Annotated in this window: 19 protein-coding genes; 8 read left to right on the top strand and 11 right to left on the bottom strand. The window is 58.6% G+C overall.

Going from position 1 to position 24,089, the window contains the following annotated elements:
• Nucleotides 1–13 precede the first annotated feature (13 nt).
• Entirely contained in the window at nt 14–1,501 is a 1,488-nt protein-coding gene (gene amyA / locus O3S81_RS21030) for an alpha-amylase (RefSeq protein WP_269346366.1), read from the top strand.
• 29 nt (nt 1,502–1,530) lie between these two features.
• Here the strand turns inward: amyA and soxR are convergent, their stop codons facing one another.
• Complete coding sequence (gene soxR / locus O3S81_RS21025) at nt 1,531–1,986, bottom strand: redox-sensitive transcriptional activator SoxR (RefSeq protein ID WP_080828920.1); 456 nt, start codon at nt 1,984–1,986, stop codon at nt 1,531–1,533.
• A 159-nt stretch (nt 1,987–2,145) separates the two neighbouring features.
• On the bottom strand, nt 2,146–4,254 hold the full coding sequence (locus O3S81_RS21020) for a TonB-dependent receptor plug domain-containing protein (protein WP_269346365.1): 2,109 nt from the start codon (nt 4,252–4,254) through the stop codon (nt 2,146–2,148).
• 147 nt (nt 4,255–4,401) lie between these two features.
• Between O3S81_RS21020 and O3S81_RS21015 the strand changes: the two genes are divergently transcribed.
• A complete protein-coding gene (locus tag O3S81_RS21015) occupies nt 4,402–5,871 on the top strand; it encodes a glycosyl transferase family protein (protein WP_269346364.1) in 1,470 nt (489 codons plus the stop codon).
• Between the two features lie 144 nt (nt 5,872–6,015).
• Here the strand turns inward: O3S81_RS21015 and O3S81_RS21010 are convergent, their stop codons facing one another.
• From O3S81_RS21010 to repA, 4 genes are all read right to left on the bottom strand, one after another.
• Complete coding sequence (locus O3S81_RS21010) at nt 6,016–6,228, bottom strand: hypothetical protein (RefSeq protein WP_269346363.1); 213 nt, start codon at nt 6,226–6,228, stop codon at nt 6,016–6,018.
• Nucleotides 6,229–6,687: 459 nt separating this feature from the next.
• Nucleotides 6,688–7,965: a plasmid replication protein RepC gene (gene repC, locus O3S81_RS21005; protein WP_269346362.1), complete on the bottom strand. Its 1,278-nt coding sequence runs from the start codon at nt 7,963–7,965 to the stop codon at nt 6,688–6,690.
• 185 nt (nt 7,966–8,150) lie between these two features.
• Nucleotides 8,151–9,164, bottom strand: a complete 1,014-nt coding sequence (gene repB / locus O3S81_RS21000; RefSeq protein WP_269346361.1) for a plasmid partitioning protein RepB — start codon at nt 9,162–9,164, stop codon at nt 8,151–8,153.
• Entirely contained in the window at nt 9,161–10,375 is a 1,215-nt protein-coding gene (gene repA, locus O3S81_RS20995; RefSeq protein WP_269346360.1) for a plasmid partitioning protein RepA, read from the bottom strand. The genes repB and repA overlap by 4 nt, the downstream gene beginning before the upstream one ends.
• Before the next feature lie 441 nt (nt 10,376–10,816).
• Between repA and O3S81_RS20990 the strand changes: the two genes are divergently transcribed.
• The 4 genes from O3S81_RS20990 (at nt 10,817) to O3S81_RS20975 (ending at nt 15,655) form a co-directional block, all read left to right on the top strand.
• Nucleotides 10,817–12,205 (top strand): FAD/NAD(P)-binding protein, encoded by a 1,389-nt coding sequence (locus tag O3S81_RS20990; RefSeq protein ID WP_269346359.1) that lies wholly within the window; start codon nt 10,817–10,819, stop codon nt 12,203–12,205.
• A gap of 383 nt (nt 12,206–12,588) precedes the next feature.
• A complete protein-coding gene (locus tag O3S81_RS20985) occupies nt 12,589–12,984 on the top strand; it encodes a RidA family protein (protein WP_269346357.1) in 396 nt (131 codons plus the stop codon).
• Between the two features lie 31 nt (nt 12,985–13,015).
• On the top strand, nt 13,016–14,104 hold the full coding sequence (locus O3S81_RS20980; RefSeq protein ID WP_269346355.1) for a D-TA family PLP-dependent enzyme: 1,089 nt from the start codon (nt 13,016–13,018) through the stop codon (nt 14,102–14,104).
• Between the two features lie 72 nt (nt 14,105–14,176).
• A complete protein-coding gene (locus O3S81_RS20975) occupies nt 14,177–15,655 on the top strand; it encodes a M81 family metallopeptidase (RefSeq protein WP_269346353.1) in 1,479 nt (492 codons plus the stop codon).
• A gap of 58 nt (nt 15,656–15,713) precedes the next feature.
• Here O3S81_RS20975 and O3S81_RS20970 read toward each other — a convergent pair whose 3' ends face one another.
• The 5 genes from O3S81_RS20970 to hutI all read right to left on the bottom strand — a co-directional run bounded on the left by O3S81_RS20970 (nt 15,714) and on the right by hutI (nt 21,672).
• A complete protein-coding gene (locus O3S81_RS20970) occupies nt 15,714–16,283 on the bottom strand; it encodes a HutD/Ves family protein (protein ID WP_269346351.1) in 570 nt (189 codons plus the stop codon).
• Nucleotides 16,284–16,343: 60 nt separating this feature from the next.
• Nucleotides 16,344–18,017, bottom strand: a complete 1,674-nt coding sequence (gene hutU, locus O3S81_RS20965) for a urocanate hydratase (RefSeq protein ID WP_269346349.1) — start codon at nt 18,015–18,017, stop codon at nt 16,344–16,346.
• Between the two features lie 14 nt (nt 18,018–18,031).
• Nucleotides 18,032–18,832: an N-formylglutamate deformylase gene (gene hutG / locus O3S81_RS20960; protein WP_269346347.1), complete on the bottom strand. Its 801-nt coding sequence runs from the start codon at nt 18,830–18,832 to the stop codon at nt 18,032–18,034.
• Between the two features lie 72 nt (nt 18,833–18,904).
• Complete coding sequence (gene hutH / locus O3S81_RS20955; protein WP_269346345.1) at nt 18,905–20,449, bottom strand: histidine ammonia-lyase; 1,545 nt, start codon at nt 20,447–20,449, stop codon at nt 18,905–18,907.
• Nucleotides 20,446–21,672: an imidazolonepropionase gene (gene hutI / locus O3S81_RS20950; protein WP_331284200.1), complete on the bottom strand. Its 1,227-nt coding sequence runs from the start codon at nt 21,670–21,672 to the stop codon at nt 20,446–20,448. Before hutI ends, hutH begins: the two co-directional genes overlap by 4 nt.
• A 147-nt stretch (nt 21,673–21,819) precedes the next feature.
• Here hutI and O3S81_RS20945 point away from each other — a divergent pair, with 147 nt between their 5' ends.
• Together O3S81_RS20945 and hutC are read left to right on the top strand one after the other, a co-directional pair.
• A complete protein-coding gene (locus tag O3S81_RS20945; RefSeq protein ID WP_269346342.1) occupies nt 21,820–23,166 on the top strand; it encodes a formimidoylglutamate deiminase in 1,347 nt (448 codons plus the stop codon).
• A gap of 51 nt (nt 23,167–23,217) precedes the next feature.
• Entirely contained in the window at nt 23,218–23,943 is a 726-nt protein-coding gene (hutC, locus tag O3S81_RS20940) for a histidine utilization repressor (protein ID WP_269346340.1), read from the top strand.
• Nucleotides 23,944–24,089 lie beyond the last annotated feature (146 nt).

Below are 24,089 nucleotides of genomic sequence, written 5' to 3'. Positions count from 1 at the left end.
TCGTGAGGGAAATATGGCCGGACGCACCTTGCTTCAATTCTTCCACTGGTATTATCCGGACGGAGGGAAATTATGGAGCGAGGTGGCCGAAAAGGCCGAAAGCCTTGCCAAAATGGGCGTCACCGACGTCTGGCTACCGCCGGCATACAAGGGTGCCGCCGGCGGTTATTCGGTGGGTTACGACACCTACGATCTCTTCGACCTCGGCGAATTTGACCAGAAGAGCACGGTCGCGACCAAATACGGTGATCGTGGCGCTCTTGAACATGCCGGCAAGACGCTGAAAGAGAATGGCATCCGTGTCATTCACGACGTGGTTCTCAATCACAAGATGGGTGCCGACGAGAAGGAAAAGGTCCGGGTTCGCCGCGTCAATCCCGAAGACCGCACCGATATCGACGACGAGGATTTTGCAGCGCTCGCCTATACGCGCTTCACCTTTCCCGGCCGCAACGGCAAACATTCCAAATTCATCTGGGACCTCAAGTGCTTTAGCGGCGTCGACCACATCGAGGAGCCGACCGAAGACGGCATATTCCGCCTCGTCAACGAATATGGCGACGGCGAATGGAATGAAGAAGTCGATGAGGAAAACGGCAATTTCGATTATCTGATGGGCGCGGACGTCGAGTTCAGAAACCGGGCAGTCTACGAAGAACTTAAATATTGGGGCCGTTGGCTCTCAGAGCAGGTGCAGGTGGACGGCTTCCGTCTCGACGCCGCCAAACACATTCCGGCATGGTTCTTCCGCGATTGGGTGGGCCATATGCGCGAGACGGTCGATCCCGATCTTTTCGTCGTGGCGGAATATTGGCACCCCGATCTGGAGGCGCTGAAAAGCTATCTGGAGCTGGTCGACAAGCAGCTGATGCTTTTCGACGTCGCCCTTCACCACAGTTTCCACGATGCTTCGAAACAGGGCGGCGATTTCGATATGCGCAGCATCTTCGATGGCTCGCTCGTCTCTGCCGTTCCCGACCATGCCGTCACGCTGGTCGATAATCACGACACGCAGCCGCTGCAATCGCTCGAAGCGCCGGTGGAACCCTGGTTCAAACCCCTCGCCTACGCGATCATCCTGCTGCGCGAAGAGGGCGTTCCCTGCGTCTTTTATCCCGATCTGTTCGGCACTGGTTACACCGACACCGGCAATGACGGCAACGAGTATAAGATCGATATGCCCGCTATCGAATGCCTGCCGAAGCTCATCGAGGCCCGCAGCCGCTTTGCCAACGGTCCCCAGACGGATATGTTCGACGATGCCAGCTGCGTCGCCTTTATCCGCCACGGCACTGCCGATGCGGCGGGCTGCGTGGTGGTGATGTCGAACGGCGAACCGGGCGAAAAGCAGGCCGACCTCGGCCCGGAGCGTGCGGGATCGGTCTGGCGCGATTTTCTCGGTCACCGGGAAGAACAGATAACGCTTGATGAAAGCGGCAAAGGCACATTCCCCACAAATGGCGGCAGCGTCAGCGTCTGGGTTCCCGCCGATTCCGAATAAGAGGCGTCCGTCTCAGCACGGATGGGCGATCATTCTGCGGAGACGAGGCGGCGCGGACCGGCGCCGTCATCGGCCAGAACATCGTTCGGATTGCGCAGCGGACAATCATCCAGCGACAGGCAACCGCAACCGATGCAGCCGGTCAGCTGGTCCCGCAACATCACCAGATTGTTGATGCGAGTCTGCAGCATTTCCCGCCAGGACTGTGAGAACCTGCGCCAGTCCGCCGTCGTCGCCACCCGGTCCTGCGGCAGATCCGCCATCGCGTCCCTGATGATGCTGAGCTGGATGCCGGCGCGCTGCGCAATGCGAATGATGGCGATGCGCCGCAGGACAGCGCGGTGATAACGACGCTGGTTGCCGGCGGTGCGCCAGCCTTCGATCAGCCCCTTCGCCTCATAAAAATGGATGGTGGAAACGGCAATACCACTGCGGCGCGCGACATCGCCCACCGAGAGGCTGTGTTTGAATATGGTATTTTCCATTCTGGCTCCTGCTTCCGGAACGATTTCCGCGCGGGAAATGCGAAAACGCGTTGAAGAGCAGCCGGTATAATTCCTCAACTATAGTTGAGGTCAATAGGCGAATGGTCAAAAAAAGAGGCGCCCGGTGGGCGCCCCTGAAATTCGGCGAGGATGGCGCAGTCAGAACTTCGCCGTCATGCTGATCCAGAAACGGCGGCCTTCCATGACGGTGTTGAAGTCGTCGGTGCCGACATCCTTGTCGAAGACATTATAGACGGCTGCATTGAGGTCGACATTTTCAGCGACCGCATATTTCGCGCCGATATCCAGCGTGGTGTAGGCGTCGTATTTCCGTCCGGCCTTGCCGTTGATCGTCACCGGCGTACCGTTGGTGCCGATGCGCGGGCCGGCATTGATTTCCGATCCGTGGTAATTCAGCGAAGCCCATGCTTCCAGCCCATCGATCGGAGTTACCCAGTCACCGCGCAGATTGGCCATATGTTCAGGTGTCCGCGCCAGCGGGAAACCTTCATAATCGCCGGTCTTCTGTTCGGAATGCGTATAGGTGTAGTTACCGCGCAGCGTCAGTTCCGGCGTCGCATACCAGGTCGCCGTCAGTTCCACGCCCTGAATGACCGCATCGTCGATGTTGTAATTATACCAGAGACGATAGTTGCGGTCCTCGCTCCAGCGGGCCGGCGTCCCATCCGGGTTGAGCACCAGCGCGTTGGAAATCTTGTCCTTGAAATCGGTGTAGAAATAGGTGGCGCCGAGAGCAACGTCGCCATTGTCCCAAAGAGCGGCCACTTCATAGCTCGTGCTCTTTTCCGCTTCGAGATTCGGGTCACCAATGATCACGCCGCAGGTGCCGCTAGGGCCATAGCTGCAACCGCCGCCGCCCGTCGTATAGGCGTAACCCGGCGCGATCTGGCGGATTTCGGGAGCGCGGAAACCGGTGGAAACGCCACCCTTGATGGTCAGCTCTTCAGTGGCACTCCAGACGCCATAAAGCCGCGGGCTGAAATGATTGCCATATTTCTCGTGATTATCGAGACGAAGACCGCCCGTCAGCGCAAAATTATCAACGATGCGCCATTCATCCTCGAGGAAAAGCGCCCATTGCGTTGCGGAGAAGGTTTCGTCACGGCCTGTGCGGCGGCCCGGATTCTGGTCCGTCAGCCGCGCCTCGAAATATTGCCCGCCGGTCACCAGCGTGTGGTTGCCGAATAGTTCGAACGGCGTGGTGAACTTGCCATCGAGGACGGTGTTGCGGACCTCCGGCGAGCGCGGATTTTCCGTAACCCTGCCAGTACGGGTGTTTCTGGTGAAATTGGTACGCTCCGCCCATTCCTGCTGGAACGAGAATTCCGACGTGGTCGGTCCCCAGCGGCCGGTATGCGAAAGCGACCAGTGATCGCGTGTATTGGTGTTGTAGGTGCTGTTGGCATCCGTCGCCGCCAGCGTCTCGCCGGGTTCGGCGTCGCGGCGCAGGCGGGTCTTGCCGCCTTCCAGATAGATGTCGTGGTCTTCATTCGGCGTAAACGTCAGGCGGCCGTTGAAATCATATTCCTTGGCGCCCGTGGTGCCGTTCAGAATGCCGTCCTCGCCGCGCGTGAAGCCCCTGCCCCAGACCTGCAGGCCAAGCTGATCCTTCAGGATAGGCCCGTTGGCATACCAGGAAACCTGGCCGCTATTGCCGAACCTAGAATGTTGCTGAACCGTGCCCTCGGTAGTGACGGTGCCGGACCAGACATCGCCGACCTTGCGGGTGATGATGTTGATGACGCCACCCATGGCATCCGAACCATAAAGCGAGGACATCGGCCCGCGCACCACTTCAATGCGCTCGATTGCCGAGACCGGCGGCACGAAACTCTGTTCGAAGCCGGAATTGCCATTGGTGCGGGCGTCGCGCGTACTCTGCCTTTTGCCGTCGACGAGGATCAACGTGTAAGCGCCGGGCAGGCCACGAATGAAAACATCCTTTTCATTGGCGATGCCGGTGACGGACACACCCTGCACTTCCCGCAAGGCATCGGTCAGATCGCGATAGGACCCCTTTTCCAGATCCTCCCGCGTCACGACCGTGATGCTGGCCGGTGCATCTTTCACATTCTGCTCGAAGCCGGATGCGGTAACAACAATCTGCTGAAGAACCGTGGTTCCGTTGGATGCCTGCTGCGCAAAAGCCGGCAGAGCAAAACCCAAAGCAGTGCCCGCCATTGCGGCCGAAACACCGGCTTTTATTATTGTCGCAGTCCTGTTCTGGCTGCGGTACTTCAATTCCATGTTATGCCCCCGCATTTAACTTGAGAATTAGACCCCACTTATTTAGGAGGGGATGCGGGCGCAATGCGTTTGTTTTCGAACAGTTCTAAATTCCAGAAATTGCAAAAAGGGCTCCCCGGATAAAGCGGCGGAGTAAAAAATCGCAAGATGACAACCGGCAAGAGAAAAGAAGAACCAGCCTCCACGGTAAAACCCGACAGGCTTGGACAGCTGAAATTACTTGTCGCTTTCGATGCGTTGTTACGGGAAGGCAGCGTCAGCCGGGCTGCGGCCGGTATGGGACTGCCGACATCTTCCATGAGCCGGATATTGCAGCAACTCCGGGAAAAATATGGCGACCAGCTTTTCCTGCGCACCGGCCAGGGCCTGCGCCCCACCCCCTTTGCCGAAAACATGCGGCTGCGTATCCGCTCGCTGGCCGCGGAAGCGGAAAATCTGATCGAGTATTCGCAGGAGAAACCGGAAGGGCCTGCGGCACCGGATAAAAGCGGGTGGGAACAGCCGGTGCTGATGAAGGCGCCACCGCTTTCGCTTCGTCCCAGCGTTCTTCTGGAAGGCCAGCCGACACCGGAGCACATTGCCGACCGGCTCGCGCGCATCGGCCACAATGCCGATCCGCTACACCGGCTCGCAAAATATATTGCGACCTCGGCGATGGGCATAGGCAACAGCCGCCCGCTTGCCCAGGAAGAGGCAATGGATGCGCTGTCGATCATTCTCGACGGCGAAGCCGACCCCATACAGGTCGGCGCACTGCTCGCTACCATGCATTATCGCGGCGTGACCGCGGCGGAACTTGCGGGCTTCATCGAAGCCATGTGGCAGCATATCGACAGGGACCGGCAGCCGCCCGCATCCGTCGATCTCGACTGGCCGGCCTATATGTCGCCGAAACATCGCGATGCGCCGTGGTTCCTGCATTCCGCCCGTCTGGTTTCCATGGCGGGATATAACGTCCTGTTGCACGGCCATGTCGGCCAGGGGGACAATGGCGGCAAGCTGGAACTCGCTGCACAGGCCTGCGGCATTCCCCTTTGCCATTCTCTTTCCGAGGCGAGGGAGGCTACGTCCTCGCAGCGCATCGCCTATCTGCCGATCGGCGGCCTGTCTCTGCAATTCCAGAGCCTGCTTGGCCTGCATGGTATTCTGGAAATGCGCCTGCCGCTCAACACGGTCGTCCATCTCCTCAATCCGCTTCGTGCCAGAAGCACCATGATCGGTGTGGCCCGCCCCTCCTATCAGGAACTCCACCGCGATACCGCGCGGCTGCTTTCGGTGGAGAACCTTGCCATTCTCGGCAATACCCGGGATTTTGCGCAGTTCACACCGTTCCGCGCCACCCGGATTTTCTGCCTTTCAAAAGGCAGGGATGTCGAATTGCTCATTCCCGCCCGCGAAACCCCGCCCGCCGAAATGCCGACCATGTTCACCACCTTCGAATATTGGCGGGCAGTTTGGACGGGGGCGGCCAGGGACGAGCGGGCGGAAACCATCATCATTTCCACGGCCGCCATCGCGCTGATGCTGGTCAAGGATATGGCCCTGCCCTTTGAGGAAGCTTATGCCCGCAGCCTGCAGCTCTGGAACAATAGGGCCCGCAATCTGGTTCAAGCCTGATCCGGCTCAGGCATTGGCCACCGCTCTTTTCAGCGCCGGTACACTGTCGGGATAAGAACGCGGCCCGACCAGACCACATAAACATCCGTAATGTGGTGCTGTGAAGTGAGTACAGCCTGCGGCGGCTCTGGTTCCGCCACCCTTTCAGCTGTCTCCTTCAAGATAGGAACGATATTGCACATAATCGGCGCTTGGCCGCCCATCGACAATTTCGGGTGGCCGTCCTTCACCGCCGGGCAGATGGCCTGTCTTTTCAAGCTCTGCTTTCACGAGTTTTTCAATGGCCCCATGACGGGGCAAGGCATGGTCCGCCATGTAGAGAGCGATAGCCAGTTCCACATCATCTGGAAAAATCATCAGCGACGATCCCTTGAAACAATCGAGGCAAACGCGGAACCCTGCAGAAGGTTCAACCACCGCGCATTCCGGTGGGGGAATGGATTGCCTTCATACTGAAGGGTTACTTCCGACAACCAAATCACGGCATCGGAGGTAGCAGGTTCATGTTTCAACCGGCGTCATGCGCGAATTCCGAAGTGAGATTGATACGGAAACCCGTCTCATTCTACCCCTGCCGGCGCAGTTCCCGGCAAAAATCACGCAGACTCAAGCGATTGAAACCAATCAGGGAAAAACGCAAACGAAAGCTAAATCGCAATTAACTTTCATTACTTTGCATTAACCATAGGAAGCCCCTGGCTGGACCCTTGATGTCAGCAGCCTGCAAGCGAATCTCTGGTACCTGTGGAAACGGCGTTAATGTAACTTCGGACTGGTTTTTCCGCAAGCCGGGACGTTTTACAGGCCCTCACGAACTCAGCTCGTCATGTTCACCTCCATCTTGTCCTGACGCCCGCGCAGCTGCGCCAGAAGCATGGTCTGCACCTCGAAACTACCGTCCTGGGCCTTGCGCGTCAGATTACGCAGATATCCGCCGAGCGAGCTTATCTGGTCCGCCTTTTGCAACAGGCAGGCAAGAATGGCCGCCGTTCCCTGCCGGCCGAAGGTGGTAAGTGCCTCCTGATAGGCCGACTGGCTGATGTTGAACATGGTTTTGATCACCGAGGTCGCGACTTCGAGATCACGCCAGCCAGTGATGGCTCCACCGGGCGCATAGAGCGAGATATCCGGGCAAGCCTTCAAAACCAAAACAATATCAGGAACAAAAAATTGCTTATGAAGAACAGCCTTTGGCGATGGTGGTTCAGCTTTTGCGGTGACGGGAGCCGCATATGCTGGCTGGACGATGGCGGTGCTGGCAGGTGCAACCGTAACCGCCTCACGCAAATCTGGCCGTTCAGATATGGATTCGGATTCTGAATTCTTTATGAGGCGCTCATTTTGGCAGTCATTGCCGCCCGATTTTTCCGATTTTTCAATATTTTCCAGATAGTTGGTTACCTCCGCACGCAAGGATGCCAGAAAACCGGCGATTTCCTTGAGTTCCGCAGGCTTCGAATTGCGGCCGAGAGAGCGTGCAATGGCATTATAGCGGGTCTGAAACCCTTCGAAGATTTCGACATCACCACGCGCGGCAATCATTTCGCAGAGTTTCTGGATATCGCGGCGGCAAAGGCTGATGCTTTCACGAAGCCGCTGAAGATCGAGCCGTTCACGAATGATACGCTCGGCCAGTTCCTCGATTTCCGCTTTGCGGGCAAGAAGCGGCGCCAGCGAAAAACCATAGGCTTCACTGATCTCCCCTCCCCTGTGTTTGCGGGCGTAGCGTTTTCCGTTCGGGCTATCCTTGCGAATGATGAGACCGGCTTCGACAAGCGCCGAAAGATGCCGGCGCAATGTCTGCTCGGCCATGCCATGTGCACGCAGCGACAATTGCGTGTTTGATGGAAACACGACCAGGCCGGCTTCGCTGGAAAGTTCGTTCTTTGGATAAAAACTCAAAAGCGCGTTCAAAACCGCAAGGGAACGATCGGTCACACCGAGCAGAGGCCGGGCTTCACAGACCGAACGATAGAGTTTCCATTTGTCGACCGCTTCAACCTTCCTGGTTTTCTGCGCGGCAAACTGAGTTGCGAGGACGCCAAACGACATCGCTCGCCGCCCAAAGGGCGTCGTTACACATGTGCTGTCCATGTCTTTCACCTTTCACAAGGCAAAAGAAAATCGCTCACCGAAAAATTCGATGCCAAGACTCTTGACTATGATTCGCGGAAATGAGATTCTTCGGGTGCTTAAATCAAAGAAAGGCTTCCGCGCGGCAACGTTCGGGGGCTTTTTTCTTTTGTGATGCGTCTCCTGTTAGTCGTTCGCGTTAAAACTCACTGTTTGGACCGGTATTCGGCAAACAGCGTCTGAAGATGTTCGAGAACGAATTCGGCAAATTCCGGGGCTTCGTTCTTGTCGATCGAGATATCCAGCTTGCGGTCACTCTCGACCACCTTTGCAAGCCGGCCGCCGGTTTCCGAAGACCAGACGCCCATTTTTTTGGCCTGTGCCTTGGGCTTCAGAAAATCGAGCAGCGACTTGAACCGTTCTTCCGATGGCAGAGCAGCAACGGACGCATCCTTTACATAGGCGCGGGCCGCTTCCTTGACCTGTGATGAGGAAAGCTGGTCGGCAAGGTCCATCCAGTTGCGGCGGCCGACACTTGGCGCCGGGCCGATGAGATCGACGAGATCCTCCGGAATGCGGCCGACAACCGACAGCATGTTGGAAAGATCGCCCTTGTGCAGCGACATGGCAGCCATGATTGTGTCGCGCGGGAACCGCATCTGCAGTTTCTGGGCGAAGCGCGCCTTTTCGATATAGGTGAGATCGCGGCGCTCGTTGTTTTCCTGACCCTGGGCGACGACCAGCTGTTCGTCACTCAGATCGCGAACGACCGCCTTGACCGGAATACTGAGGCTCGAAACCGCACGCAGACGGCGATGGCCGAAGGCGACCTGATAACGGCCGGGGAAATCGGGATGCGGGCGAACCAGAATGGGAACCTGCTGACCCTGCTCGCGAATGGCTTCCACCAGACCCGCATCGGCCTCTTCAGAAGCCGGCATGCGATCCGGTATGAAGGATGGATCGATATCCGCAGGGCTGAGCGAAACGATCGTCAGGCCTTCCGCAAGCTGCTTTTCGATCTCTTCCGCCCGCTTGGCGCGTTCGGAGACTTCGTTGAGCGACTGGCCGATCATGCCGACCGGTGAATTCAGAACATCCGTCACGAGCTCAGGAGAGCCGAGAATGGGCCTGATGCGCGGACGCGACCGCTCGGCTGCGGTGTCATTGCTATCTGCGGCCGGGGTGCCAAGATTGGCGAAGATCTGTTTTCTGCTCATGCTGCCCTACCCCACGCTTTTTTAATCAGTCCTTCGATTTCAGCGTTTACATTGTTCATGGCTTCCAGCGCGCGGTCATAGGTAGACCGGGTGAACTGGGTTCTTTCGACTTCGAAAAGTGTCTGGTTGGTCAGTCCCGCATCCGAAACCGCCGTGCTTTTCAGCATGGGGTGGATGAGGACGTTTTCCCCGAAGATAGAGCGAAGGAAAGCGACCATCTGGTTCTGTGGCCCGTCGCTCGGCTCAAAGCGGGTGATCAGGTAACGCATCCAGTTATAATCCGAACGCGCACCGGCCCTGCCGATTTCCGCGAGAAGATCGCCGGTCATGGCAAGAAACTGGTTCATGGACATGACGTCCAGCATCTGCGGGTGAACGGTGACGAGAACCGATGTGGCGGCCGTCAGCGCTGAAAGCGTCAGATAACCGAGCTGCGGCGGGCAATCGATGACGACGACATCGTAGAAGTTCTGCGCCTGGGCGATGGCCTGGCCGATGCGGGCAAAAAACAGCGTATCACCGGGAGCGCGGCGCATCAGCGCGCGGGGCGTATCATGTTCGAACTCCATCAGTTCCAGGTTGCCAGGAACGATATGGAGATTGGGAATATAGGTACCGCGAACGATCTCGGCGATCGGGCGGCGCTCATCGTCGTAGCGGATCGCGCCGTAAAGTGTTTCGTTCGGGCCGACATCGATCTCCGGCTGATGGCCGAAGAGGGCGGAGAGACTGGCCTGCGGATCGAGATCGATGGCAAGCACGCGATAACCGCGCAGTGCCAGATATTGTGCCAGATGCGCCGAGGTCGTGGTTTTCCCCGAACCGCCCTTGAAATTCATGACCGCGATGACCTGCAACTCTTCGCCGTCCCGGCGATGCGGCAGATAACGGCGGGTGCCGCGTGCACCCTGATCAAGCAGTTTTCTGATCTCGTCCATATCCTCAACCGAATAGGAACGGCGGCCGGAAGCCTGCGCTGCGTCAAGCTCGGGACGCTCGGCGGCGATCTGGCGCAGATAGGCCTCGCCAATGCCGATCAACCGTGCGGTTTCGGCCGGCGAAAAATGGCGCATGCTCTTTTCGGTATGCGGTGAAAATGTATTTGCATTATGAGCCTGCAATTGGGCTGACAACGCAGCCGAATGCTGTTGTATAAGACTGGTCAGGTCCGGTGCTCCTGCGGCACGTCTTAAATCGGCACTCTGTGTCATCGGTCTTCTTTCGCTCGAAATTGCAGTAGCGGTTTTTTTCGAAAAAGGCGGTTTTTTCCGCAACTGAGATATAAGCGCCGATTCTCTTTTTGGCGCAATAGGCTTTTTTCTCAGGTGCGAAAGTGCCGCTAAGGCATTGTGGAAGAATCACATTTGGTTTTTGTGACGGTTTGACGGTTTGACGGTTAGCCGCGGCTAACTTTTCTTTCTCGACGTCAATAATGGAGCAACGGCTGGATTGTTTCCGGGTGGCTAGCGCCTGCCACTGAAGTTTGCCGCGGCTAACTTTTGGCTCGATCTGTGCCCCATACAATGAATCATAATGGCGGAAAGTGTGGGGTAGACATTGGCGGGCGTTTAATCTCTACTTGTTGACTAGGGTATTGTTCAGTTGGGCGCCCGCCGCTCGCTTGTCTAAACTGTCGCAGGTTGGAGGAATGAATGTCCTATGATGTCGCTCTTGTCGGGTCGGGTTTCTCGGCCATCTGTACGGCCGCTCATCTTTTATCCTCATTGCCGGCGGAGGCGTCGATTGCCATCGTTGGTGATGAATCGGATTTCGGTCGTGGCACTGCTTATCGTACGGAGTTGCCCTATCACCGGCTGAATGTGCCAGCGGGAAGAATGAGCGTCTTTCCCGATCGGCCCCAAGACTTTGTCGACTGGCTGATAGAGAACGGTATCACGAGAGACCCGCTGGCCTTCGCTTCGCGCGGGGACTATGGCCTCTATCTTCGAGACAGACTGGCAAACCTGCTGAGAAGCAGGGAGCAGCGCGCAAGGGTGGATTTCATCCGGGCCAAGGCTTCCGCCTGTCGGCCGGACGGTGTCGGTGGCTTTTCTTTTGTCCTGGAAAATGACGAGCAGCTACATGCGAAGAATGTGATTTTATGTCTCGGCGTCGGCTCGGCCAGTTTGCCGGTGCAAACTGTTGCGAAGGACGAAGGTGAGACACACCGTATCGTCAGCCATTGCTGGCAGCCGGGATGGCTGTCCAAAGTGAAAGCGGGTGATCGCATCTGCATTCTGGGTTCAGGCCTGACGATGATCGATCAGGTTTTGACGCTACGGGGGAAGGGGCATCAGGGGCCGATCCATGTCCTGTCCCGTCGTGGATTAGTACCGCACCCACATGTCAGTCCGCCATCGCCTCCCGCGGAGCCGAACTTGCCGCAGGGTGCGCTGGAAATCAGCCGGATATTGCAGACCCTGCGCAGGCAGGTGGGAGAGGGAACGCCGTGGCGCGCCGTGATGGATGGTTTGCGGCCAAGAACGCAAACGCTTTGGCAGAGCCTTACACCGGCGCAACGCAGCCGTTTCCTTCGGCATGCCCTGCCATGGTGGAATATTCACCGGCACCGCATCGCGCCTGAAGTTTCCGATGCTTTCGCGAAATTGCTCTCGGATGGCGTTCTGGAGATCCATGCGGGTTACCTTCGCGCGATTGAGGAACAGGAGGAGGGGATTGCGGTGCGTTATCGCCGCAGGCACACGCAGGTGCTGAAGGAGCTGCAGGTGGATTGGGTCATCAACTGCACGGGCATGGAGCGGGCCGGTATCGGCCACTCGCGCCTTCTTGAAACCATGCGGGATGACGGGGTTCTTGTGCTCGATCCCTTCGGGCTGGGGGTCGAGGTGGATGATGAGTCCCGTTTGTTGCGGACAGACGGGAAACGTTGGCTCGGTCTGTTTGCCGCCGGTGCGCTGACGGCGGGCCGGTTCTGGGAAATAACCGCTGTTCCGGATATTCGCGTGCAGGCGCAGAAGATTGCGCAGATCGTCACCGACAAGGTCGTTTCGACAATCGATCGGGTTTCCGCGCGGGGCTGATGGGCTGAAAGGGCCAGCTGAAACATATAGCCTCTTGTCGCGGGCGGGCGGTAAAGATCTCGCGCCATGTTAGCCGCGGCAAACTTTTCGCGCTTGTGTGTGGAAGCTTGCGACATGCCGGTCACGAGCTGGAGAACCGTGCGTGAAGGTATTGCGCAGGTTGGCGCGCGCTGTAGAAGGGCGGTATTCCTATTGAGATAGAGCCCGCTTCCGTAAGCGAACCGCGTATTTCATGCCTGTAAATGAGAATGAGGCCCAACGGTACGACATGCGCGCACGATTGCGGTGCGCTAAATAATTTACATGACTTATGGAAATGCGCCATAAAATCGGCTACAAAAGCTGAAATATTCTGAGATTATGAAAATAATTTGCGAGGGCGCGTGGAAAAACAGAAACTGGTAAGATACGAGACGGCCGATAATCAGGCGGGCGGACAGCGTCGGCCCTTTGCCAAGGCCGTGCGGGCTGGCGATTTCGTTTACGTGTCCGGTCAGGTGCCGACCGTCGACGGTGAGGTCGTGACTGGCGGCATCGTCGCGCAGACGGAGCAGGTCGTCGCCAATATCAGGGATGTTCTGGCGCTTGCCGATTGTACGCTTGCCGATGTGGTCAAGGTCAATGTCTGGCTGGATGATGCGCGGGATTTCTCAAGCTTTAACGCCGTTTTCCAGAAACATTTCATCGATCATCCGCCGGCGCGCTCGACCGTGCAATCGCCGCTGATGGTGGATGCCAAGGTGGAAATGGACGTTATCGCCTATAAGCCGCTGGCTTAAGCCTCCGATTTTGCAATTTTGCGAGTAGATCATGAGCTATCCCTGGCCTGATGCGGGCACAGCCCTCAACGCGATTTCGACGCCCATGCCCGTCATTGATGAGGACAGGCTCGCCGCCAATATCCTCAGGGCGCAATCCTATCTGGATGCGCATGGCAAGGCGTTCCGGCCGCATATCAAGACACACAAGATACCCGCCGTTGCCAAACAGCAGCTTCAGGTGGGCGCGATCGGCATCAATTGCCAGAAGGTCAGTGAGGCAGAGGTTTTCGCGGATGCCGGGTTCGATGATATCCTGATCACCTATAATATTCTCGGTGCGGTAAAGCTTTCGCGGTTGAAGGTGCTGAATACACGCATCGGCAGGCTGAGTGTCGTGGCCGACAGCGCCGTGACGATTGCCGGCCTTGCCGATACATTCGATGTGGAAAGACCGCTGGCCGTGCTCGTTGAATGCGATACGGGCGGCAAGCGCTGTGGTGTGCAGACGCCGGAAGCGGCACTGGCGCTTGCGGAACAGATCGTTGCGGCACCGGGCCTGACATTCAAGGGCATTTTGACCTATCCGGCACCGGGCGGCGCCGAGACGGTGGAAAACTTCATTCGTGAGACCATGGCGTTGCTTGCGGCAAGGGGAGTAGATTGCCCGGTTCGATCCAGCGGCGGCTCACCGGATTTTTATTCCGCCCATCTCGTTCCTTCCGCCACCGAACATCGGGCCGGCACCTATGTCTATAATGACCGTTCGATGCTGCGCGCCGGGCATTGCAGCGCTGGCGATCTCGCAATGCATGTTCTCGCCACGGTCGTATCAAGGCCGACCGCCGATCGGGCGGTACTGGATTGCGGTTCCAAGGCCCTGACCTCAGATCTTCTGGGTTTCAGTGATTATGGGCTGATCGAGGGTTACGAGGGCGCAAAAATCATCTCGCTTTCTGAAGAGCATGCGGTTGTCGATCTATCCGGCTGCACCGGGGGTCGGCCTGAAATCGGTGATGTGCTCCAGGTCGTGCCGAACCACACCTGCGTCGTCAGCAATCTTTTCGACCGGATGGTGTTTCATCGAAACGGCGTTGTAACGCGGGTTGAAGAGGTCGCGGCGCGGGGAACGGTCTGGTAAAATTACCCGGCTAAGTAAATTTTGAATCGGAAGCTGCGGGAATGCAGATACCGGCAACGAGAATCGAAAGACATGCGCATCTTCACGGCGTCGCTCGCCACGGAAACCAATACGTTTTCACCCGTCCCGACGGATATGGATGCATTTCGCGCGGCTTTTTATGCCGGACCGGGGGAGCATCCGGAAACGCCGACGCTTTGCTCGTCACCCGTGCCGATTTTGCGCCGTCGCGGCAAGGCGGAAGGGTTTACGGTGATCGAAGGTACCTCCTGCTGGGCGGAACCGGCGGGTCTCATCCAGCGCCAGACCTATGAAACGTTGCGGGATACCATTCTTGCCGAGCTTGCTGCGGCCCTGCCGGTCGATGCCGTGGTGTTTGGCTTGCATGGCGCCATGGTGGCACAGGGTTATGACGACCCTGAAGGGGATTTCCTGTCCCGTGTCCGGGCTCTGGTCGGACCGGATGTGCTGGTCGCGGCGGAGTTTGATCCGCACAGCCATCTGACGGCGCTTCGGGTCAAAAATCTCGATATCATGGCAACATTTCTGGAATTTCCGCATACGGATTTTGAGGAACGCGGCGAGCATGTCGTGGAAATGGCGCTGCGTACGCTTCGGGGGGAGATCAGTCCGGTCATCTCCACTTTCGATTGCCGCATGATCACCATCTACCCGACCAGCCGCGAACCGATGCGTTCTTATGTCGACCGATTGAAGGCGATGGAGGGCAAGGACGGTGTCCTGTCGATTTCCGTCATTCACGGCTTCATGGCCGGCGACGTACCGGATATGGGGACCCGGATCGTTGTCGTCACCGACAATGACAAGGCAAAGGGTGATGCGCTGGCCGAAAAACTCGGCCACGAGCTTTATGCCATGCGCAAGCTGACCGCGATGCCGATGCTGGATACGGAATCGGGCCTCGACCTCGTTCTCAACCTTCGCAGCAACAACCCGGAGAAGCCGGTCGTCGTATCGGACATATGGGATAATCCCGGCGGCGGTGTTGCCGGCGACGCCACTCATATTCTGCGGCGCATGGTGGAGCGCGGCATGGACAATTTTGCCGTCGCGACGATCTGGGATCCGATTGCAGTGTCTTTCTGTCACGCCGCAGGCGAGGGGGCCGAGATCGATCTGCGCATCGGAGGCAAATCCAGCCCCGAGGGCGGGGAGCCGCTCGATTTCCACATAAGGGTGATGCGCACGGCCGAGGCCGGCTGGCAGAGTTTCCGCAATAGCCGCGTAACGCTTGGCCGCGCCGCTGTCGTCCGGCCGCTCGGCACGGAGATCGATATTATCCTCATCACCAGCCGAACGCAGACTTATGAGCCGGATATCTTTTCCAATCTCGGCATCGATTTCGCGAAGAAGAATGTGCTGCTGGTCAAATCGACCAACCATTTCCACGCCGGCTTTGCGCCGGTCGCCTCCGAAATCGTTTATATAGCGGCTCCGACGTCCTATCCGACCGATCCGGCGAAAACGCCCTATCGCAAGGCGAGCCTTGAACTCTGGCCGCGCGTGGCTGATCCGCTGGGTCTGGATTGAGGCGTCAGCAGTTTGCGCCTTGTCTAGGCGGAACCGCAACGCATGTTCTGGAAAGACTTCAGATATGCTCGAGCGTGATCAGAAAAAACGCGCTTTCGCTCTGATCCGCTTCGATGACGAACGACAAACCGCCTTCGATCAGCAGGCCATCGAGTTTCTCCAGACGGTTCTTGCTGTCACCGGTGGAGACCGTCAGAGGTTCCAGCGCGAGAACAAGTGTGATGTTCCCGGCTGCTTCGCCTGAAAATGGTCCGGAATGCCTTTCCACCACATGACGAAAGGTTGCGCGCCGGGTCATGACGTTCAGATCGGTAATCGGGCCATCCGGTAAGGTCGCGTTCACGGGAACATCGGCCGGAAAGGGCAGGGGCGAGCTCTCCATTGTCAGCAGCAGCGGATCGCCAGCCGCAATTGCCAGCGCCATGCCGTTTCCCTGAAGAATCGACAGAGTGCGGTCTATGCCGGGAAAGATCGAAAACGGCCCATCATTCGCAACCGCCGCCATGCTGATGCGCCAGTCGAAGTCCTCCACGGAAGAGCCGGGCGGAAAAATGGCGATTTCCACTGTTTCGCCGCCACCATTTTTCCAGGGCATTCGCTTGTAGTCGCTTGCGCGCAGCAGGGTCATGGTTTCCATCTCTAAGAAGGACCGGCCGGAAATGGTATTCCATTTCCGGCCGTGGGCGGATCAATTGCCGAGAATGCCGGGCAGGCGCAGGCCCTGCTCCCTGGCGCATTCCACGGCGATGTCGTAACCGGCATCGGCATGGCGCATGACGCCGGTTGCCGGATCATTCCACAGCACCCGTTCCAGGCGGCGAGCGGCATCATCCGTGCCATCGGCGCAGATGACCATGCCGGAATGCTGCGAGAAACCCATCCCGACGCCGCCGCCGTGATGCAGCGAAACCCAGGTCGCGCCGGATGCGGTGTTGAGCAGCGCATTGAGAAGCGGCCAGTCGGAAACGGCATCCGAGCCGTCCTTCATGGCTTCGGTCTCGCGGTTGGGCGAGGCGACGGAGCCGCTGTCGAGATGGTCGCGGCCGATAACGATCGGCGCCTTCAATTCACCGTTCTTGACCATTTCGTTGAAGGCAAGCCCGAGGCGATGGCGGTCACCAAGCCCAACCCAGCAGATGCGCGCCGGCAGACCCTGAAATGCGATGCGCTCGCGCGCCATATCCAGCCAGTTATGCAGGTGTTTGTTGTCGGGCAGCAGTTCTTTCACCTTGGCATCGGTCTTGTAGATGTCTTCCGGATCACCGGAAAGGGCAGCCCAGCGGAAGGGGCCTATGCCGCGGCAAAAGAGCGGGCGGATATAGGCCGGCACGAAGCCCGGGAAGGCGAAGGCGTTTTCCAGTCCCTCATCCTTGGCGACCTGGCGAATATTGTTGCCGTAATCGAGCGTCGGAACGCCGGCGTTCCAGAAATCGACCATGGCCTGGACATGCACCTTCATCGAGGCGCGGGCGGCAGCGGCAACGGCCTTCGGGTCGCTTTCCTGCTTGGCGCGCCATTCGGCAACGGTCCAGCCGGCGGGAAGATAGCCATGCACGGGATCGTGTGCCGAGGTCTGGTCAGTGACGATATCGGGGCGGACGCCGCGACGGACGAGTTCCGGGAAGATTTCCGCGGCATTGCCGATCAGGCCGACGGATTTCGCCTCGCCTGCCTTGGTCCACTGGTCGATCAGCGCCAGCGCCTCATCCAGCGTATGCGCCTTCGCATCGACATAACGGGTGCGCAAGCGGAAATCGACGCGCGTTTCATCACATTCGACGGCAAGGCAGCAGGCGCCAGCCATGACGGCGGCCAGCGGCTGCGCACCGCCCATGCCGCCAAGGCCGCCGGTCAGGATCCATTTGCCCTTCAGGTTGCCGTCATAATGCTGGCGGCCGGCCTCGACGAAGGTTTCATAGGTGCCCTGCACAATGCCCTGCGTGCCGATGTAAATCCACGAACCGGCCGTCATCTGGCCGTACATCGCAAGGCCCTTCTTATCCAGCTCGTTGAAATGATCCCAGTTCGCCCAATGCGGCACCAGATTGGAGTTGGCGATCAGCACGCGTGGTGCATCCTTGTGGGTGCGGAACACGCCGACCGGCTTGCCGGACTGTACGATGAGGGTTTCGTCCTCGTTCAGGTCCTTCAGCGTCGCGACGATACGGTCGAAATCGTCCCAGGTGCGGGCGGCGCGGCCGATGCCGCCATAAACCACCAGCTCATGTGGGCGCTCGGCGACGTCAGGATCGAGATTGTTCATCAGCATGCGCAGCGGCGCTTCCGTCATCCAGCTTTTGGCATTGAGTTCAGTGCCCTGCGGTGCGCGGACGTCGCGAATATTGTGGCGTGGATTGTTCATGTGCTTTCCCCTTATCATTTCGTGTCGAGCGCAAATTTTTCCATGCGCGTGAGAATGGTCTTGAGATGGGTGCGAAGCCGTTCGGCTTTGCCCGTGTCATAGGCAAAAGGCGGGTGCTCGTTTTGAAGATGGGTGGATTGCGCCAGCTCCATCTGAATGGCATGCACGCCGATTTCCGGTTTTCCGTAATGGCGCGTCGTCCAGCCGCCTTTGAAGCGGCCGTTCAGAATGCTGTCATAGCCCTTTGCTGCTGCGGTCACCTCGACGGCGATTGTCTCGATCGCCGGATCGCAGGTCTTGCCCATATCCGTGCCGATGTTGAAATCTGGCAGCTTTCCCTCGAACAGGAAGGGGATATGCGAGCGGATCGAATGGCAATCATAAAGAATGGCGATGCCATGAATGGATTTCACCCGTTCGATTTCCGCCGCAAGCGCTGCATGATAGGGCGCGTGGAAGTTTTCAAGGCGATAGGCGATGTCGGCTTCGTTCGGCTCCGCTCCCTCTTTCCAGATGGCCTTTCCGTCGAAATCCGTTTCCGGGATAAGGCCGGTCGTGTTCTGGCCCGGATAAAGGCTCACGCCGGCCGGATCGCGGTTGGCATCGATCACGTAGCGGTGGAAGGTGGCCCGCACGGTCGTGGCGTTGTCGAGAAGCCCGGCATAAAGCTCATGGATATGCCAATCCGTATCGGCGAGAATTTTGCCGTTGTCATTCAGGCGATCCCAAATTTCCACCGGCACATCCGTACCGGTGTGAGGCAGGCCGAGGATGATGGGCGAGGTGCCCTGGTGAAGAGAAAAAGGGGTGGTCATCGATCAGCCCTTTCTGTCGGGGGTAACCCCATTGCACAAACGGCGTTGGAGGAGGATAAAACGTCCATCATCTCAAACCTCCAGCTTCGGCAGAATGCCGCCCGAAATGGTTGAGACCAGCGCGCCGGAGGCGATCAGCTCTGCCGCCGCTTTCAAATCCGGCGCCATATAGCGGTCTTCTTCCAGCGAAGGGATCGCCGCACGCAACACGTCAATCGCCTTTTGCAGCTCGGGGCTGGTTTTCAGCGGCCCGCGCAGTTCCACACCCTGAACGGCGGAAAGCGCCTCGATGCCCAGAATGGCAAAGAGATTGTCGGTCATCGGCAACAGGCGCCGCGCACCATGGCAGGCCATGGAGACATGGTCTTCCTGATTGGCCGAAGTCGGTGTCGAATCGACCGAGGCCGGATGCGCCATCTGCTTGTTCTCGCTCATCAGCGCAGCGGAGGTGACTTCGGCGATCATCAGGCCGGAATTCAGTCCGGGCTTCTTGGAAAGAAAGGCGGGCAGACCATAAGAAAGCGCCGGATCGACCAGCAGCGCCACGCGGCGTTGGGCGATCGCACCGATTTCGCAAATGGCAAGCGCCGTCTGGTCGGCGGCAAAGGCCACCGGTTCGGCGTGGAAGTTGCCGCCGGAAACGACCGAATTGTCCGATAGTACCAGCGGATTGTCGGTCACCGCATTCGCTTCGATTTCCAGTGTGCGGGCCACCTGCCGCAGAAGATCGAGGCAGGCGCCGTCGACCTGCGGCTGGCAGCGAATGCAATAGGGATCCTGCACCCGCTCGTCGCCTTCGATATGGCTGACGCGGATTTCCGAACCTTCGAGCAGCCGGCGCAAAGCTGCACCGGCGTCGATCTGGCCTTTGTGACCACGCAGGCTGTGAATATCGGGATGGAAAGGCGCGGATGAGCCCATGGCGGCATCGGTGGAAAGCGCGCCGGTAATCAAAGCTGCCTGTGCGGCGCGATGGGCGCGGAAAAGACCGGCCAGCGCCAGCGCCGTAGAAGTCTGTGTGCCGTTGATCAGCGCCAGCCCTTCTTTTGCCGCAAGAACCACCGGGGTCAGCCCGGCTTTAGCGAGTGCCTCGCCGGCTGAAAGAAGCACGCCCTCATAAAAGGCCTCGCCTTCGCCCATCATAACGGCGGCCATATGGGCAAGCGGCGCGAGGTCGCCGGATGCGCCGACCGAACCCTTTTCGGGAATGACGGGGATGACGCCCTTTTCCAGCATGCCTTCGATCAGCCGAACCAGTTCCAGCCTTACACCGGACGCGCCGCGGCCGAGCGAAACCAGCTTCAGCGCCATGATCAGCCGCACGATATTTTCAGGAAGCGGTGCGCCGACCCCGCAGCAATGCGACAGGATGAGATTGCGCTGCAGCGTCGCCACATCGGCGGCGTCGATCTTGATGGAAGCAAGCTTTCCGAAACCGGTATTGATGCCATAGACCGGCGCATTGCCGGCGGCGATTTCGGCGATGCGGGCAGCCGCTTTTTTAATGCCGGCATCGAAGGAGTGGTCGAGCTTTGCCGAACCGTTTTCCCAGTAGATCGCGGCAAGATCGGCAAGCGTCACGGCGCCTGGATGAAGCGTGATGGTTTTCATGGTCATGGGGAAACCTTCTGTCCCTTGAAAATACGGGCATGGAGCGGGTTAAAACCGATGCGATAGACGAGCTCGGCCGGGCGCTCGATATCCCAGATGGCAAAATCGGCGGATTTTCCGGCCTCCAGTGTGCCGGTTTCCGCAAGCAGACCGAGCGCCTTTGCCGAATTGCGCGTCGTCGCCGTCAGGCACTCTTCCACGGTCATGCGGAAAAGCGTGGCGCCCATATTCATGGTCAGCAGCAATGAGGTGAGCGGCGAGGTGCCGGGGTTGCAATCCGTTGCGAGCGCAACCTCGGCTCCGGCATCACGCAGCGCCTGCATCGGTGGCAGCTGCTTTTCCCTGAGCGCATAGAAGGCACCGGGCAGAAGCACGGCCACCGTTCCCGCTTTTGCCAGCGCCTTCGCACCGGCCTCGTCGAGATATTCCAGATGATCGGCCGAAAGTGCGTTGTAGGATGCCGCAAGCTCGGCACCGCCGAGATTGGAAAGCTGCTCGGCATGCAGTTTGACGGGGAGCCCCCGCTGCTTCGCTGCCGCGAAAACCCGGTCGATTTCCGCGACGGAAAAGGCGATGCCTTCGCAAAAACCATCCACCGCATCCGCCAGTCCTTCCGCATGGGCCTCTTCCAGCCCGGGCAGAACGACTTCAGTAATGTAATCGGCGTTACGGCCCTTATAGTCTGCGGGTGTCGCGTGTGCGGCGAGGTAGCTGGTGACGATGCGCACCGGGCGCAGCGTCTCAAGCCTGCGGGCGACACGCAGCATTTTCAGCTCGGTTTTGATGTCGAGACCGTAACCGGATTTGATTTCAATGGTGGAAACGCCTTCGGAAAGAAGCGTGTCGAGACGCGGCAGCGCCTGCGCGACCAATGCCTCTTCCGAAAGCGCGCGCGTGTCGCGCACCGAAGAAACGATGCCGCCGCCCGCTTTGGCGATCTCTTCATAGGTGGCGCCATTCAGCCGCATCTCGAATTCCATGGCGCGATTGCCGCCAAAGACAAGATGGGTGTGGCAGTCGATCAGGGCGGGTGTGATCCAGCGGCCGCCGCAATCGGTCGTCTCATCGGCTGTCGAGAGCTCGGCGGGCAGATCGCTTTCCGGGCCGGCAAAGGCAATGCGGCCGTTACGCACGGCAATAACGGCATTTTCGACAGCGCCGATGCCGGCAATGGCAGGATTGAAAGTCGCCAGCCGGGCGTTGCGCCACAAAGCCGTGGCGTTCCCCATCGCCGTTCCCTTCGTAGAATTGTTCCCTGGCATTTGCTTTTCGCCTTTCCTTTGTGAGTTAAATGTATATACATAATAATCGGCTTGGCAAGCTGCAATTTCGGGTTTGAAATGGCCTTGCCGGAAAGAACCAAAGGAGAAGGTGGCATGACGGCAATTCACGCGGGCGCGGCGCTTCTGGCTGGTGGATGGGCGAAAGATGTTCGCATCATCTGCGAGGACGGCGTTATTTCATCCGTCGAAACCGGCGTTTCTCCGCAGCCCCAGGATGAGCGCCACGCCGTCATCGTTCCGGCCATGCCCAACCTCCACAGTCACGCCTTTCAGCGCGCCATGGCCGGGCTTGCCGAAATTCGCGGCCCCGGTGACGACAGTTTCTGGAGCTGGCGCACGGTCATGTATAAATTCGCGCTCTCCATGACACCGGACCATGTCGAGGCGGTCGCCGCCCAGCTTTATATGGAAATGCTCGAGGCGGGTTTCGGCCGGGTCGGCGAATTCCACTACCTGCATAATGACAGGGACGGTTCGCACTACGGCAATATCGCAGAAATGGCCGAGCGTATCGGCGCGGCCGCTTCGCAAACGGGTATCGGTCTCACATTGCTGCCGGTCTTTTACGCCCATTCCGGTTTTGGCGGTCAGGCGCCGATCGACGGGCAGAGACGCTTTATCCATTCGCTCGACAGTTACGGAAAGCTGATGCAGGGCGCCCAAGCCGTGGTGGACAGCCTGCCGGGCGCCATGCTTGGCATCGCGCCGCACAGCCTGCGCGCCGTGACCGGCGACGAGCTGGCGGCCATCGAACCGCTGGCAAAGGGTGGGCCGATCCATATTCATGTGGCGGAACAGACGAAGGAAGTGGACGATTCGCTCGCCTTTTCCGGCGCCAGGCCGGTGGAATGGCTGCTGGACAATGCGTCAGTCGATGGCCGCTGGTGCCTTATTCACGCGACGCATATGACGGAAACCGAAACGAGACGTATGGCGCAAAGGGGTGCCATTGCCGGTCTCTGCCCGATCACCGAGGCCAACCTTGGTGACGGCATCTTCCCGGCCCCGGTCTTTCTCGCCGAAGGCGGCCATTACGGTGTTGGATCCGACTCCAATATCCTGATTTCCGTACCGGAAGAGTTGCGGACGCTTGAATATTCGCAGCGCCTCTCGCTTCGGGCGCGCAACGTCATCGCCGATGCCGGTTGCTCCACGGGTGAAAAACTCTTCCTGCAGGCGCTCGAAGGTGGTGGCAGGGCTTTGGCATCGCCAAATGGCGTGGAAAAGGGAAAAAGCGCCGATTTTGTTGCTCTCGATGTGTCCGCCGTTTCCTATCTTCCAACTTCCCAGATTCTCGATCAGTGGATATTTGCCGGTGGCATCGCGGTCGATTCCGTCTGGGTACGCGGCAAAAAACTGGTGCAGGCCGGCCAGCATATCCATCGCCGTGAAATATCCGGTCGCTTTAACAAGGTCATGGCCGAACTCCTCGATAGCTGATATGGCCTCGGCAGCAACGGAAAAAAGCCAGTGGGGAAAGGCATTTCGGACGTGACGAAAGCATCGGCCGGGCAGACGCTGCACCAGCGAATCCTCAGCGACATCGAGGGCCGGATCGTTTCGGGAGAATGGCCGCCGGGTCATCGGCTGCCTTTCGAGGTGGACCTTGCCGATCAATATCATTGTTCGCGCATGACCGTGAACAAGGTCATGGGTCAGCTCGCCAAGGCCGGTTTGATCGAACGCCGCAAGAAATCCGGCAGTTTCGTTCGCCAGCCGCAGATCCAGTCCGCCGTTCTTCAGATTCATGACATCGGGGCCGAGGTTGAATCGCTCGGTCTCGACTATGGTTTCAAAGTCCTGGAAGGCACGAGACGCAGCGCCAAAAGCGGGGATCGTGAAAGGCTCGACGTTTCCGCCGGCACAGACCTGCTCGAAATCATCTGCATCCATTTCGCGGGCGCGCGCGAATTTTGTGTCGAACAGCGCCTCATCAATCTGGCCGCCGTGCCGGAAGCGGCTGAAACCGACTTCAGCGAAATCGCACCCGGCCCCTGGCTGCTTGGCCATGTGCCATGGAGTACCGCCGAACACCGGATCAGCGCCGAAACGCCATCCAAGGAGATCGCGCGCCTGCTCGCTATTTCGGACAGGCAGGCCTGTCTTGTCGTGGAGCGTCGCACCTGGAGCAATTCAGGCGCGGTCACCTATGTGCGTTTTACCTATCCGGGAAATGCGCATGCGCTGGTCGCCCGTTTCAGCCCATCTTCCGATTGATTTCCGCATGGGGCCGCTGGCCTGTTAGGGCCAAATACAAACCCTATATAGGGGAAGCCCATCATAGCTTGCGGCCCGCGAGCCTGAAATCGTTAAAAGCCGTTAATTTATACGATAAATCTCAAATTACCTTTTAATTACAGTCG

Origin of the sequence: Agrobacterium sp. SOY23 (assembly GCF_027212525.1) — a bacterium.
Taxonomy (GTDB): Bacteria; Pseudomonadota; Alphaproteobacteria; order Rhizobiales; family Rhizobiaceae; genus Agrobacterium; species Agrobacterium tumefaciens_I.
Note: the sequence above shows the minus strand (reverse complement) of the source record. Positions and strands in the feature narration are given on the sequence as shown.

Bases quoted from the DNA above. Each gene is read 5' to 3' on its own strand.
- amyA (WP_269346366.1), top strand. From the start codon at position 14: ATGGCCGGACGCACCTTGCTTCAATTCTTCCACTGGTATTATCCGGAC.
- soxR (WP_080828920.1), bottom strand. From the start codon at position 1,986: ATGGAAAATACCATATTCAAACACAGCCTCTCGGTGGGCGATGTCGCG.
- O3S81_RS21020 (WP_269346365.1), bottom strand. From the start codon at position 4,254: ATGGAATTGAAGTACCGCAGCCAGAACAGGACTGCGACAATAATAAAA.
- O3S81_RS21015 (WP_269346364.1), top strand. From the start codon at position 4,402: ATGACAACCGGCAAGAGAAAAGAAGAACCAGCCTCCACGGTAAAACCC.
- O3S81_RS21010 (WP_269346363.1), bottom strand. From the start codon at position 6,228: ATGATTTTTCCAGATGATGTGGAACTGGCTATCGCTCTCTACATGGCG.
- repC (WP_269346362.1), bottom strand. From the start codon at position 7,965: ATGGACAGCACATGTGTAACGACGCCCTTTGGGCGGCGAGCGATGTCG.
- repB (WP_269346361.1), bottom strand. From the start codon at position 9,164: ATGAGCAGAAAACAGATCTTCGCCAATCTTGGCACCCCGGCCGCAGAT.
- repA (WP_269346360.1), bottom strand. From the start codon at position 10,375: ATGACACAGAGTGCCGATTTAAGACGTGCCGCAGGAGCACCGGACCTG.
- O3S81_RS20990 (WP_269346359.1), top strand. From the start codon at position 10,817: ATGTCCTATGATGTCGCTCTTGTCGGGTCGGGTTTCTCGGCCATCTGT.
- O3S81_RS20980 (WP_269346355.1), top strand. From the start codon at position 13,016: ATGAGCTATCCCTGGCCTGATGCGGGCACAGCCCTCAACGCGATTTCG.
- O3S81_RS20975 (WP_269346353.1), top strand. From the start codon at position 14,177: ATGCGCATCTTCACGGCGTCGCTCGCCACGGAAACCAATACGTTTTCA.
- O3S81_RS20970 (WP_269346351.1), bottom strand. From the start codon at position 16,283: ATGACCCTGCTGCGCGCAAGCGACTACAAGCGAATGCCCTGGAAAAAT.
- hutU (WP_269346349.1), bottom strand. From the start codon at position 18,017: ATGAACAATCCACGCCACAATATTCGCGACGTCCGCGCACCGCAGGGC.
- hutG (WP_269346347.1), bottom strand. From the start codon at position 18,832: ATGACCACCCCTTTTTCTCTTCACCAGGGCACCTCGCCCATCATCCTC.
- hutH (WP_269346345.1), bottom strand. From the start codon at position 20,449: ATGACCATGAAAACCATCACGCTTCATCCAGGCGCCGTGACGCTTGCC.
- hutI (WP_331284200.1), bottom strand. From the start codon at position 21,672: ATGGGGAACGCCACGGCTTTGTGGCGCAACGCCCGGCTGGCGACTTTC.
- O3S81_RS20945 (WP_269346342.1), top strand. From the start codon at position 21,820: ATGACGGCAATTCACGCGGGCGCGGCGCTTCTGGCTGGTGGATGGGCG.